Genomic DNA, 11,971 nt, shown 5'->3' with positions numbered 1-11,971 from the left:
CCATTGCTGGTGGCGCTGTCCGGTTCACGATGGACGCTACCGACGGGTAGTGCCCGACAGGTTAAGCCCACGTTGCGCGGCCATGTCAATGTCCACGGAACCATGACATTACGTGCGGGTGCTTTCGATTCCGCGTGGAGCGCCGGTCGAGTGGTGTCCGAGTGGTGTCCGAGCGGTGGTGACTCCGCAGTCAGCTGGAGGAGGCCTACTGACATACCATCAGAAAATTCTGATGGAACGTCAGCGGTCATTCCTGGTCAGTGGGCCGGGAGTTCGGGCGGCCGGCCGTCGGCTCCGCAGTTGAACGCCGGGACTTACCAAGACTCTCGCCTGCTGTCAACGGTCGCATGCCGGTGGTACGTTGACGATCAGTTTGCTCAGTAGAGGTGGTCCGCCGTGATCCCGGCGGACAGGAACAGCGCCTGCTCCGCGCTCGCGCCGCGCAAGGTCAGCAGGGTCAGGGCGAGGGCGTCGATCACCGCCAGGTGGGCCAGGCGGCTGGCGACGGTCTCCAGGCCGAGGATGAGGTCCTGGCCGCCGGCCACCAGGGTCCGGCTGCTCAGGTCGCTCAGGGGGGAGTGCGTGGTGCTGGTCAGGGCGATCACGTCGGCGCCCGTGCCACGGGCTAGCCGGGCGGCGTCGACGGTGGTGCGGCTGGCGCCGGTGTGGCTGATGGCCAGGCAGACGGCGCCGGGCGACAGCAGCCCGGCGGCCAGTTGGGCGGTGCTGGGGTCGGCGGGGGCGTCGACGGCGCAGCCCAGTGCGCGCAGGCGGTAGGCGGCGTCCAGGGCCACCGCGCCGGAGAGGCCGGCGCCGACCACCAGCACCCGGCTCGCCGAGCCGAGCAACTCGGCGGCGGCGCGCAGCTCGGCGGCGTCCAGGGTGGCGGTCAGCCCGTCGAGGGCCTCCCGGGCCGCACGCAGGGTGTCGGTCAACGCCCGGACGGCGGGGTCCTGTTCGGCGGTGTCCTGCTCGGTGGTCGGGTCCGGGCGGGGTGCCTGGCGGGCGGCCGCCAGCTTCAGCTGCTGGAAGCCGCGGAAGCCGAGCCGCTGGCAGGCGCGGACCACCGAGGACGGCGCCGTGCCGGCCAGCGCGGCGACATCGCCGATGGTCAGGTTCGGCAGGTCGGCGCCCTGGTCGAGGACGACCTGGGCGACGCGCGCCTCGGCGTCGCGCAGGCCCGGCAGGTGGGCGCGGACATGGGCGGCGAGCTGACCACCGCTTACGGAACTGGATTCCATGGGTCTACGATAGCGCGGAAATCAGTTCCAGAAGTTCCGTGAGCTCCGTGAACTCCGCGCGTTCCACCGGCGACGCGAGTTCCGCGAGCTCCGCGACGGGAAGGTGTGCTCATGTCCATGGCCGCTCTGTCCATGGCCGACCTGTCCATGGCCGCTCTGCCGGCACCGGCGGGGGCGGGTGCCGTCCCGTACGTGGTGCTGGCCGCCGCCGTGCTGCACGCGACCTGGAACGCGCTGGCCCATGCGATCAAGGACAAGCTGGTCGGCTTCGCGCTGATCGGCCTGGCATTCACCGGCGTCGCCGCTGTCGCGGTCTGCTTCACCCCGCTGCCGGACGCCTCGGCCTGGCCGTTCATCGCCGCCTCCGCCGCACTCCAGGCCGCCTACCAGGTACTGCTGCTGCAGACCTACCGGCTCGGTGACTTCGGCCAGCTCTATCCGATCGCGCGCGGCACCTCGCCGCTCCTGGTGGCGGTGATCGCCACGCTCGCGCTGGGCCAGCCGCTCTCCGCCCAGGGAGCGGCCGGCGTCGCGGTGATCTGCCTGGGCCTGGCCGGGCTGGCGCTCGCCGACGGCCTGCCGGGCCGGGCTCAACTCCCAGCGTTGGCAGCCGCCGTGGGCACCGGGGTGATGATCGCCTCGTACACCATCGTCGACGGCGTCGGGGTCCGGCACTCCGGGACGGTCTCCGGCTACCTCGCCTGGCTCTACCTCTGCCAGGGCCCGATCCTGCCGCTGGCCGCCTGCGTGCTGCGCGGCCGGGCCCTGGTCGCCCAGGCCAAGCCGTACCTGGCGCGCGGACTCACCGGCGGGATGCTGTCGTTGGTCGCCTACGGCCTGGTGGTCTGGGCGCAGGCCCGGGGCGACCTGGCCACCATCGCGGCGCTGCGCGAGACCAGCATCGTCATCGCCGCCGCGATCGGGGCCCTGGTCTTCCGCGAGCCGCTCGGCCACCAGCGGATCGGCGCGAGCGCCACCGTGCTGGCGGGGATCGCGGTGCTGGAACTGGCGCATCCCTGACGGCGCGAGCCACGACTGCGGCGCGGTCCGCCCGGGCGCTACCGGCGTGGTCCGCCCGGGTGCGCCGCCCGGCCCGGGGCGTTACCGGCGCGGCTGCGCCAGGAACTCCTCGACCCGCGCCAGCACCGCCTCGCGCTGCGCCAGCAGGAAGAACAGGTGCCCGCCGTCGAAGAGTTCCAGCCGCGCACCGGGGATGCCCGCCCGCGTCGCCTCGGCGGCGCTCGGCGGCATGGAGCGATCCTGGCGGCCGTGCAGGATCAGGGTCGGCGCTCGAACACCGCCGAGCCGGTCGACGGCCGAATAGCTCACGCTCGCCGCGAGTTGGCGCCGGAAGGCGAAGTCCGGCTGCGGGTGCGCGCGGCGGACGAGCCCGAGCCGCCTGGCCGCCCGCATCACCCGCATCGGCCAGGACAGCGTGAGTCGGCCGCGCCCTGCCGCCGAGGTGGCGACCAGCACCAGCCGGTCGACCCGCCCGGGGTGGTCGAGCGCGATCTCCAGGGCGATCCGGCCGCCCATCGACATGCCCAGCAGGTGGGCGCGCCCGATGCCCAGGGCGTCCAGCAGCCCCACGGTGTCGGCGGCCAGCAGCGGGATCGAGTACGGCAGGTCGGGCTTGCCGGACCGCCCGGCACCCCGGTTGTCGAAGACGATCACCTGGTGGCTGCGGGCGAGCCGCTCGGTCAGCGGCGCGAGGAGCGTCAGGTCCGCTCCGAGGCCGCCGATCAGCAGCAGCGGCGGGCCGGCGCCGTGGACCTCGTAGTAGAGGTCGAGATCGCCGACCTGGACCATGGGCATGGCGACACGATAGTCACGGTCGCCGAGCGGGAGTGGTGCGAGGGCGCTGCGGGCGCGATACCGGGCCGCTGCGCGAAGGCGGCGCGGGAACCGCCGACGAATCCCGGGATCGACGATCATCAAGGTGACCGGCCAGGTCCGCCGGCCCCCGGCCACGCCGACCGGCCGGCAACCCGATCCGGACCACGGGAAGGCGATCCGATGCCCGAGCCGACCAGCACCCCACCGCCCACCGCAGCCGCCGCGCCGCGCAGCCTGGTCACCGGTGCCACCGGCTACCTGGGCGGCCGACTGGTGCCCGAACTGCTGGCCGCCGGGCACACCGTGCGCTGCCTGGTCCGCGACCCGGGGCGGCTGCGCGACCACCCGTGGCGGGCCGAGGTCGAGACGGTCACCGCCGACGTCAGCAGGCCCGAGAGCCTGCGCGGCGCCTTCGACGGGGTGCGCACCGCCTACTACCTGGTCCACTCGCTCGGCACCGGCCCGGACTTCGAGGCCCGCGACCGGGACGCGGCCCGCGCCTTCGGGGCGGCGGCGCGGGCGGCGGGCGTGCGCCGGATCGTCTACCTCGGCGGCCTGCTCCCGGCCGGGGTGCCCGATGCCGAGCTCTCCCCGCACCTGCGCTCCCGGGCGGAGGTCGGCCGGATCCTGCGGGCCAGCGGCGTGCCGACGGCCGAACTGCGCGCGGCCGTGATCCTCGGCTCCGGCTCCGCCTCCTTCGAGATGCTGCGCTACCTCACCGAGCGGCTGCCGGTGATGGTCACCCCGAGCTGGGTGAACACCCGGATCCAGCCGATCGCGGTGCGCGACGTGCTGCGCTACCTGGTCGGCGCGGCGGATCTGCCGGCCGAGGTCAACCGGAGCTTCGACCTCGGCGGCCCCGAGGTCCTGACCTATCGCCAGATGATGGTGCGGTACGCCCGGGCCGCCGGGCTGCGGCGCCGGCTCATCGTCCCGGTGCCGGTGCTGACGCCCCGGCTGTCCAGCCACTGGGTGGGCCTGGTGACACCGGTACCGAACTCCATCGCCAAGCCGCTGGTCGCCTCGCTGCGCCACGAGGTGGTCTGCGCCGAGCACGACATCGCCCGCTACCTGCCCGACCCGCCGCACGGCCTGATCGGCTTCGACGAGGCGGTCCGGCTCGCCCTCCAGCGGATCCGGGACGCGCAGGTCAGCACCCGCTGGTCGTCCGCCTCGCTGCCCGGTGCGCCCAGCGACCCGCTGCCCACTGATCCCTCCTGGGCCGGCGGCAGCCTCTACCAGGACCTGCGCGAACGCTCGGTGGCCGCGACCCCGCAGGCGCTGTGGCGGGTGGTGGAGGGCATCGGCGGCGAGAACGGCTGGTACTCCTTCCCGCTCGCCTGGGCCCTGCGCGGCTGGCTGGACCGCCTGGTCGGCGGGGTCGGCCTGCGCCGGGGCCGGCGCGATCCGGCGCACCTGCGGGTCGGCGACTCGCTGGACTTCTGGCGGGTGGAGGAGATCGAGCCCGGACGCCTGCTGCGGCTGCGGGCCGAGATGCGGCTGCCCGGGCTGGCCTGGCTGGAGCTGTCGGTCGGCCCGGCGTCCCACCAGGACGGTACGGCCGGCGCGGTGTACCGGCAGCGGGCGCTGTTCCATCCGCACGGGCTCGCCGGGCACGCCTACTGGTGGTCCGTGGCGCCGTTCCACAGCGTGGTCTTCGGTGGCATGGTCCGCAACATCACCGAACAGGCTCGCTCGTCGCGCTGACATTATCCGTCAGCCGTCAGCCGTCAGCCGTCAGCCCCCGCCCGTCACCCCTCGCCCTCCACCGCCCCGCGCCAGCAGCCCGGCCACCGACAGCCCGCCCCAGCCGACCGACACCGCCAGCGCCATCGCCCGGTGCCGCCGCTGCGGCAGCGCGCGGGCCAGTAGCGCCGCGTCACCGAAGTCGGCCGCGATCCGCACCAGCGTCGCCACCCGCAGGCTGCGCTCGTCGGGGGCCAGTAGCATCGCCAGCCCGCTGGCGGCGTCCCGGAAGGCGAGCGGGCGCAGACAGGTGGCCAGTTCGGTGGACACCCCGCCGTCCGCGTCGGCCAGTCCCGAGGGCCGGGCCAGCAGGGCTGGCCGCCGGGTCACCGCGAGGCCGTAGAGGGCGGTTGCGGCACCGGTGGCCCGCAGCAAGCGATGGTTCATGGCGCAGACCCCCTGGTGGCTGGGCGGGCGACCGGCCGGCCGCTGCTGCCATCGTCGGTCGGCCGACCGGCCCCGGCCAGTCGCAGCGCCCAGTCGCAGCGCTCCCGTAACCAGTCGCTCCCCGCGCCGGCCAGACGCCCGTCGCCGACTGGTCGGCGGTGGCCGCCGGCTCCGGCTACGCCGCCGGCTGCGGCTCGGGCTGGTACCGCTGGGCGCGCGCGTGGTACTCGAAGTCACCGCGCAGGAGCGTGCGGTGGTGTTCGGTGTAGCGCCGCAGGGCGGCGCGGACCGGATCACTGACCGCGACGGCCGCCAGCTGTGCGGCCAGTTGCCGCTCGGCCCGGATGGCCCGCTCGGCGCACGCGACCCGCATGCTCTCCACCTTTTCGACGGCGTCCTGCACGGAGCCGCCCCGGTGGTGCCGCAGGACGAAGACCGCGTTGTGGTAGTAGCCGACCGCGCCCTCCTTCTGGGCCGAGCAGATGTCGTTGTACAGGGCGACGTGATCCATCACCGCGTGTCGCAGCGCCCGGAGCCCGGGCAACTGACGTGCGTGGCCGGGAAGGTCGATGCGCGGCGGCGCCTCGAAGAGGTCCAGGAACATCCCCATGCCGATCGAGTCCCGGCGGTGCAGCAGGTAGTCCTCGACGGCCGGCACCTGACCGGCGGCGCGTTCGACGGCCTCCCGGTAGTAGGTCCACAGCCACGCGGTGGTGTCGGCGCGGAAGACCCGCTGCCAGCCCGGCGAGCGGCCGGCCCGGGTGCGCTCCCACAGGTCCGCCAGGGCGAGCGTCGCGGGGCCGGTCGGCGGCCGGGTGCCGTGCAGGGTTCCCAGCAGGTCGCCGATCGCCTCGCGGGTCTGGGCCGGGACCTGGCCCGCGCCGTCGTCGTCGAACTCGTCGTCGACGACGAACGCCCAGAACGTCCACTGGCACCGCAGCGTGAGTTCCTCGAGCCCGGCGCCGGGGTCGGTCAGCGCGCACCAGAGCTCGGCCTGGGTGCGCTCCATGCGCCGGCGCACCGTCATCGAGGCGCACAGGCCGAACTGTTCGGCCCAGGCCCACATCGCCGAACCCGCCGCCTCCCGCAGCGGATTGCAGCCCATGGAGGGGAGCGGCAGCCGGAACTTCGGGAGCGTGATCGGGTGCATCGCTTCCGCGATTCCGGCCGGGCGGACGACCGGGCCGGGAAGCCCGTGGAGGGTGTCGCGTTCGGTGAGCATGCTCTCATCCTCGGTAGCCATGGCGGCGGTTTCGCCTGTGCCCGGCTGCCTGGCCGCACTTGTCCATCAGGGTGGCCCGACGTCATGACGTAGCGTCAGATGCTCGACCAGGTCCGCCGGATCGGCACTCGCGGTGGCCGAGGCCGGCCGGCAGCCCGGCGTCGCGCCCCCTGGCCCGCCGAGTCGCTCGCCGAGTCGCAGGGGTGTTCCGAGGCGTCGACAATGGAGGTAGCCGTCGGCACGACCAGGAGCACCCCCCACGACCAGGAGCACCCCCGGGAGAACCTCGTCATGACCACTGTTGCCGCCTACGCCGCACCCGCCGCCAAGGCCCCGCTGGAGCGGAGGACCATCGAGCGCCGCGCGGTCGGCGAGCACGATCTGCGGATCGACATCACCTTCGTGGGCATCTGCCACTCCGACATCCACCAGGTCCGCGAGGGCTGGGGCGAGGCGATCTTCCCGATGGTGCCGGGCCACGAGATCGCGGGCGTCGTCTCCGCCGTCGGGCCCGGTGTGACGAAGTTCGGGGTCGGCGACCGGGTCGGCGTCGGCTGCATGGTCGACTCCTGCCGGGTGTGCGACAACTGCCGGGCGGGGCTGGAGCAGTACTGCGCCGACGGCCCGGTCTGGACCTACAACGCGGTCGGCACGGACGGGCGGCCCACCTACGGCGGCTACTCGCAGCAGATCGTCGTCGACGAGAACTACGTGGTGCGCATCCCGGACGGCCTCCCGCTGGACGTGGCCGCCCCGCTGCTGTGCGCCGGCATCACCACCTACTCACCGCTGCGGCACTGGCGGGCCGGCCCCGGCAGGCGGGTCGCGGTGGTCGGGCTCGGCGGCCTCGGCCACGTGGGGGTGCGGATCGCGCACGCGCTCGGTGCCGAGGTCACCGTGCTGTCCCAGTCGTTGCGCAAGAAGGACGACGGCCTGCGGCTGGGTGCCGACCACTACCACGCCACCAGCGACCCGAGGACCTTCGAGGAGCTGGCGGGCAGCTTCGACCTCATCCTCAACACCGTCTCCGCCCCGCTCGACTTCGCCGCCTACGGGTCGCTGCTGCGCACCGACGGGACCATGGTGAACCTCGGGCTGCCGGAGGAGCCGGTGCACCTGGTGCTCCAGTCGCTGTTCGGCAACCGGCGCAGCATGAGCAGCTCGGGCATCGGCGGTATCGCCGAGACCCAGGAGATGCTGGACTTCTGCGCCGGGCACGGGGTGGCGGCCGAGATCGAGCTGATCGGCGCGGACCAGATCAACGACGCGTACGAGCGGGTCCTGGCGAGCGACGTCCGCTACCGCTTCGTGATCGACACGGCCACCCTGTGACGCCCCAGCCCCCAGCCCCCCGCCGCACAGGACAGCTCAGGGCTTGCGCGCCACGCCGACCGCCGCCAGCCGCAGCACCGGGTTCTCGCCGAGCTTCGGGGCGTCGGCCTCGGGGTGCCACTCGGAGACCGTGACCACCCCGGGATCGACCAGCTCCAGGCCGTCGAAGAACGCGCCGACCTGTGCCACGGTACGGAACTGCGCCCGGCCCACGCCCTGGCGCAGCACCGCCTCGGTGGCGGCGGCCTCGGCGTCGTCGCCGGCGGACAGCAGGTGGTGGACGAAGACGTAACTGCCGGACGGCAGCGCGTCGACCAGCTCGCGCACGATCCGGGCCGGCTCCTCCTCGTCCAGCACGTAGTGCAGGATCCCGCAGAGCAGCAGTCCGACCGGCTGCCCGAAGTCCAGGTGCGCACGCAGCCGCTGATCGGCCAGCAGCGCGGCGGGCTGCCGCAGGTCCCCGGCCACCACCACCGTCTCGCGGTTGTCGGCCAGCAGCGCGCGGGCGTGCGCCAGCACCACCGGGTCGTTGTCGACGTACACCACCCTGGTGTCCGGCTCCAGGGCCCGCGCGATCTGGTGCACGTTGTCGGCGGTCGGCAACCCCGAGCCGATGTCGAGCAGTTGCCGCAGCCCCGCCTCGCCGACCAGGTACCGCACCACCCGCCGCAACACCGCCCGCTGCGCCTTCACCCCGAGGTGCACCTCGGGCAGCGTCTGTTCGATCCGCTGGGCGAGCTGACGATCGGGGGCGTAGTTGTCCTTGCCGCCCAGCAGGTAGTCGTAGACGCGCGCGATGTTCGGCGCCGGAGTCTCGAACGAGGCGGGCTGCCAGTCGGCTCTGGTCTGCTGGTCCTGCTCCGGCGCGGCACTCACGGCACTCTCCCAGATCGCGGCTACCGCGGCGGGGAGGTGCGCCGCCGATCGTCCACTGCGCAGCATGATCGCTGATCATGCTGCGACATTCAATGGGGAGACGGGCAGCTGACGGACTGCCAGCGGCGCGGGTCCGCCCGGTTACCGCTCGCGCGGCGTGGGTCAGCCCGTCGAGTCCACCAGGTCCACCATGTCTGCCGTGATCGCCCAGCGCTCGTGGTCGCGCCAGGCCCCGTCGATGAACAGGAAGTCCGGCGACAGGCCTTCGAGGCGGAACCCGAGACGCTTGGCCAGTGCGATGGATCCGGTGTTGCCCGGCTGGACGTTGATCTCCAGGCGGTGCAGTCCGAGCGTGTCGAACGCGTGCCGCAGGAGCAGGCCGACACCTTCACGGACCAGCCCGCGCCCTGCCACGAAGGCGCCGTAGCCCAGCGCGCCGCAGCGGAAGGCACCGTGCACGATGTTGTTGATGCTGACGTATCCGGCCAGCTCGCCGGTCTCCAGCAGGCAGATGGCGAAGCCCTCGCGGGCCGGCTCCTCGAGCCGTGCGGCGTAGGCGTCGAACTCGGCGTCGGTGCTGGGCGGGGCGAGCCAGGGACGGTGCAGCTGCGCGTTCTCGCGCGCGAGCCGGGTGAAGGCGGCGCGATCGTCGCGCCGCAGCTCTCGGATGGCGACGCGGTCGCCCTGGGCCAGGTAGTCATTGGACATCTGATGATCATAATGATCGGTCAACCCCTGGTCCGGCGAGCCTGGTTCACCTCGTGCTTGAGTGCCCAGGCGTCCGCCACCGGACCGAGGTGCCCGAGCTTGTCGGGGTTCATCACCGAGCGGATCATCTGGACCTGCCCGTCCAGGACATCGAGCACCAGGATGCTGAGGACCTTGCCGTCCCGGTCGCGGAAGACCGCCCCGGGTTGGCCGTTGATCTGCCGCGGCTCCACCGCCACGCCGACCCGGACGTACTGCGGGGCGAGCGCGCCGAGCAGCCGGGCCACGTGCTCGGGGCCGGCGACGAGCCGGGCGAAGAGCGGGGCCTTGCCGCCGCCGTCCCCGACGAGTTCGACGTCGGCGGCCAGCAGCTCCCGCAGGCCGTCGACGTCGCCTTTCCTGAAGGCCTCGAAGAACCGCCCGGCGAGCTCCTCGCGCTCGGCCCGGTCGGCCTCGAACCGGGGTCGGCCCGCGTCCATGTGACGGCGCGCCCGGGCCGCGAGCTGGCGGCAGGCCGCTTCCTTGCGCCCCACCGTCGCCGCGATCTCCGGGAAGCCGAAGTCGAACACCTCGCGCAGCACGAAGACCGCGCGCTCCAGCGGGCTGAGCCGCTCCAGCAGCAGCAGTGCCGCCATCGACACCGAGTCGGCCAGCTCCACCGAGCGCGCCGGATCCTGGTACGGGTCGCTCAGCAGCGGCTCGGGAAACCACGGGCCCACGTACGCCTCCCGCCGCACCCGCGCCGAGCGGAGCACATCGATCGAGATCCGCGTCACCGTGGCCGACAGGAAGGCCTTGGTCGACGTGGGCCGGGTCGCGGAGCCGGCGAAGCGCAGCCAGGTCTCCTGCACCGCGTCCTCGGCCTCGCCCACACCGCCCAGAATCCGGTAGGCGATCGAGAAGAGCAGCGGTCGCAGCTCCTCGAACTCCTCGACCTTGCTCACGCCGACTCCCTTCCCCCGCTGCCGATGCCGTTCAGACGATCCCGCTGATCCCGCTGATCCCGCCGGTGCCGCTCAGTGGAACTGCCCGGGCTCGTAGCTGCCGGCCGGCTGCCGGGTGATGATGTTCGCCCGGTTCACCATGTTCATGAAGGAGATCAGGATCACCAGGGCGGTGAGCTGCTCGGTGTCGTAGTGCTCGGCGGCGTGCGCCCACACCTCGTCGCTGACCCCGCCGGCCGCGTCCGCGACCCGGGTCCCCGCCTCCGCCAGCTCCAGCGCGGCGCGCTCGGCCTCGGTGAAGACCGTGGCCTCCCGCCAGGCCACGACCAGGTTCAGCCGCACCGGGGTCTCACCGGCCGCGGTGGCGTCCTTGGTGTGCATGTCGATGCAGACGGCGCAGCCGTTGATCTGGCTGACCCGGAGCGCCACCAGCTCCTGGGTGGCGGTCGGCAGCGGCGAGTCCTTGATCGCCTTGCCCGTCGCCATGACGTGCTTCATGGTCTTGCCGGCGGTCGGGTCGGTGAAGTAGTTCAGCCGTGCGTCCATCGCGTGCTCCTCGGTGGTCGTTTGTGCTTGCACCCCCTGAGACGGGACAGCCCGACCCGCTGTGACATGGCCGAATGTGACCTGCGTCTCGCCGCCGCTAGAGTGCCCGCATGATCGAGGTACCAGAGCAGTTCGCGCGCGGCACCGTTGACCGCGAAGGAGCCCCCGGAGCCGCCTGGCTGGCCGAACTGCCCGTGATCGTGGACGAGTTGATGGAACGCTGGAGCTGCGTGCCGGACGGTGCGGTGGTGCACGGCGGCGTCGGGGTCGTCGTCCCGGTGCGCCGCCGGGGCGGGGGCGAGGGCGCCGCCGTGCTGAAGGTGTCGTTCCCGCACCCCGGCAACGTCCATGAGCCGGACGCGTTCGCGGCCTGGGGCGGGCGCGGCGCCGTGCTGCTGCACGAGCGGGACGACGAGCGCTTCGCGATGCTGCTCGAACGGGTGCGGACCTCGACCCTGGCGGAGGTCGAGGACGGCGACGAGATCGCCTCGGTCGCCGGCCGGCTCAACCGCCGCCTGGCCGTCCCCGCGCCGCCCGGCCTGCCCCGGCTGCGGGAGCAGGCCGAGGAGTGGGCGGAGCGCCTGCGCCGGGATGCCGAGGAGCTGACGCACACGATGTCGCGCCACGCGGTGGACGCCGCGGTGGCGACCGCGCGCGAGCTGGGCCGGGCCCAGCCGGACCTGATCGTTCACGGCGACCTGCACGCCAGGAACATCCTGCGCGCCGAGCGTGAACCGTGGCTGGTCGTCGACCCCAAGGGATATGCGGGCGACCCCGCTTACGACGGCGGCACGCTGCTCAAGGCCCGCGCGCTGGCGTTCATCGAGGCGCCCGACCGGCGCCGGGCCGTGCTGCGGACGCTGGACGTCTTCACCGAGGCCGCCGAACTCGATCGCGAACGCGCGCGGCGCTGGGCCCAGTTCCACGCCGTCCGGGCCGCGTTCTGGGGGCGCCGCCACGGCTTCCGGGTCGCGCGCGGCGGGGCGCGGCTTGCCTGGCTCACCGAATTCGTCGACCAGCTGGCGGAGTTGCTCACACAGCGCGGATAGGCCCGCTCTTCGGGATCCTACCGGGTGCGCGGCCCCGGGTGCCACTCATCGACGACGCGGAGTGAGAAGTCGGCTCCGCAGTGT

The 11,971-nt window shown here is 73.3% G+C and carries 12 protein-coding genes; 4 read left to right on the top strand and 8 right to left on the bottom strand.

Going from position 1 to position 11,971, the window contains the following annotated elements; translation table 11 throughout:
• Window positions 1-377 precede the first annotated feature (377 nt).
• Window positions 378-1,241: a MurR/RpiR family transcriptional regulator gene (locus OG403_RS02290; protein ID WP_329560966.1), complete on the bottom strand. Its 864-nt coding sequence runs from the start codon at window positions 1,239-1,241 to the stop codon at window positions 378-380.
• Between the two features lie 147 nt (window positions 1,242-1,388).
• Here OG403_RS02290 and OG403_RS02285 point away from each other — a divergent pair, with 147 nt between their 5' ends.
• Complete coding sequence (locus tag OG403_RS02285) at window positions 1,389-2,261, top strand: EamA family transporter (RefSeq protein WP_329572053.1); 873 nt, start codon at window positions 1,389-1,391, stop codon at window positions 2,259-2,261.
• 81 nt (window positions 2,262-2,342) lie between these two features.
• Here OG403_RS02285 and OG403_RS02280 read toward each other — a convergent pair whose 3' ends face one another.
• Window positions 2,343-3,056 carry an alpha/beta fold hydrolase gene (locus OG403_RS02280; RefSeq protein WP_329560964.1) on the bottom strand — a complete coding sequence of 238 codons (714 nt, stop codon included), beginning with the start codon at window positions 3,054-3,056 and terminating at the stop codon, window positions 2,343-2,345.
• Between the two features lie 201 nt (window positions 3,057-3,257).
• Between OG403_RS02280 and OG403_RS02275 the strand changes: the two genes are divergently transcribed.
• A complete protein-coding gene (locus OG403_RS02275) occupies window positions 3,258-4,784 on the top strand; it encodes an SDR family oxidoreductase (protein WP_329560963.1) in 1,527 nt (508 codons plus the stop codon).
• A gap of 30 nt (window positions 4,785-4,814) precedes the next feature.
• On the opposite strand, the gene OG403_RS02270 is transcribed toward OG403_RS02275, so the two are convergent.
• Together OG403_RS02270 and OG403_RS02265 are read right to left on the bottom strand one after the other, a co-directional pair.
• Complete coding sequence (locus OG403_RS02270) at window positions 4,815-5,210, bottom strand: hypothetical protein (RefSeq protein WP_329560962.1); 396 nt, start codon at window positions 5,208-5,210, stop codon at window positions 4,815-4,817.
• A gap of 175 nt (window positions 5,211-5,385) precedes the next feature.
• The gene (locus OG403_RS02265; RefSeq protein WP_329560961.1) at window positions 5,386-6,453 is read right to left on the bottom strand and encodes a terpene synthase family protein; all 1,068 of its coding nucleotides are present in this window, start codon (window positions 6,451-6,453) and stop codon (window positions 5,386-5,388) included.
• A gap of 270 nt (window positions 6,454-6,723) precedes the next feature.
• Here OG403_RS02265 and OG403_RS02260 point away from each other — a divergent pair, with 270 nt between their 5' ends.
• Entirely contained in the window at window positions 6,724-7,764 is a 1,041-nt protein-coding gene (locus tag OG403_RS02260) for an NAD(P)-dependent alcohol dehydrogenase (protein WP_329560960.1), read from the top strand.
• Window positions 7,765-7,800: 36 nt separating this feature from the next.
• On the opposite strand, the gene OG403_RS02255 is transcribed toward OG403_RS02260, so the two are convergent.
• From OG403_RS02255 to OG403_RS02240, 4 genes are all read right to left on the bottom strand, one after another.
• Window positions 7,801-8,640 (bottom strand): SAM-dependent methyltransferase, encoded by an 840-nt coding sequence (locus tag OG403_RS02255; RefSeq protein WP_329560959.1) that lies wholly within the window; start codon window positions 8,638-8,640, stop codon window positions 7,801-7,803.
• 162 nt (window positions 8,641-8,802) lie between these two features.
• On the bottom strand, window positions 8,803-9,348 hold the full coding sequence (locus OG403_RS02250) for a GNAT family N-acetyltransferase (protein ID WP_329560957.1): 546 nt from the start codon (window positions 9,346-9,348) through the stop codon (window positions 8,803-8,805).
• 20 nt (window positions 9,349-9,368) lie between these two features.
• Window positions 9,369-10,292, bottom strand: coding sequence for an RNA polymerase sigma-70 factor (locus tag OG403_RS02245; protein WP_329560956.1), 924 nt, complete (start codon window positions 10,290-10,292; stop codon window positions 9,369-9,371).
• 72 nt (window positions 10,293-10,364) lie between these two features.
• Entirely contained in the window at window positions 10,365-10,838 is a 474-nt protein-coding gene (locus OG403_RS02240) for a carboxymuconolactone decarboxylase family protein (protein ID WP_329560954.1), read from the bottom strand.
• Window positions 10,839-10,948: 110 nt separating this feature from the next.
• Here OG403_RS02240 and OG403_RS02235 point away from each other — a divergent pair, with 110 nt between their 5' ends.
• Complete coding sequence (locus OG403_RS02235; protein ID WP_329560952.1) at window positions 10,949-11,887, top strand: aminoglycoside phosphotransferase family protein; 939 nt, start codon at window positions 10,949-10,951, stop codon at window positions 11,885-11,887.
• Window positions 11,888-11,971 lie beyond the last annotated feature (84 nt).

It is taken from the genome of Kitasatospora sp. NBC_01266, assembly GCF_036242395.1.
Lineage (GTDB): Bacteria > Actinomycetota > Actinomycetes > Streptomycetales > Streptomycetaceae > Kitasatospora.
This window is presented reverse-complemented; position numbering and strand designations above follow the sequence as displayed.

What these genes read in the sequence shown, in the direction of transcription:
- OG403_RS02270 (WP_329560962.1), bottom strand. Translation starts at nt 5,210, where the DNA reads ATGAACCATCGCTTGCTGCGGGCCACCGGTGCCGCAACCGCCCTCTAC.
- OG403_RS02275 (WP_329560963.1), top strand. Translation starts at nt 3,258, where the DNA reads ATGCCCGAGCCGACCAGCACCCCACCGCCCACCGCAGCCGCCGCGCCG.
- OG403_RS02235 (WP_329560952.1), top strand. Translation starts at nt 10,949, where the DNA reads ATGATCGAGGTACCAGAGCAGTTCGCGCGCGGCACCGTTGACCGCGAA.
- OG403_RS02240 (WP_329560954.1), bottom strand. Translation starts at nt 10,838, where the DNA reads ATGGACGCACGGCTGAACTACTTCACCGACCCGACCGCCGGCAAGACC.
- OG403_RS02290 (WP_329560966.1), bottom strand. Translation starts at nt 1,241, where the DNA reads ATGGAATCCAGTTCCGTAAGCGGTGGTCAGCTCGCCGCCCATGTCCGC.
- OG403_RS02285 (WP_329572053.1), top strand. Translation starts at nt 1,389, where the DNA reads ATGGCCGCTCTGCCGGCACCGGCGGGGGCGGGTGCCGTCCCGTACGTG.
- OG403_RS02250 (WP_329560957.1), bottom strand. Translation starts at nt 9,348, where the DNA reads ATGTCCAATGACTACCTGGCCCAGGGCGACCGCGTCGCCATCCGAGAG.
- OG403_RS02280 (WP_329560964.1), bottom strand. Translation starts at nt 3,056, where the DNA reads ATGCCCATGGTCCAGGTCGGCGATCTCGACCTCTACTACGAGGTCCAC.
- OG403_RS02265 (WP_329560961.1), bottom strand. Translation starts at nt 6,453, where the DNA reads ATGGCTACCGAGGATGAGAGCATGCTCACCGAACGCGACACCCTCCAC.
- OG403_RS02260 (WP_329560960.1), top strand. Translation starts at nt 6,724, where the DNA reads ATGACCACTGTTGCCGCCTACGCCGCACCCGCCGCCAAGGCCCCGCTG.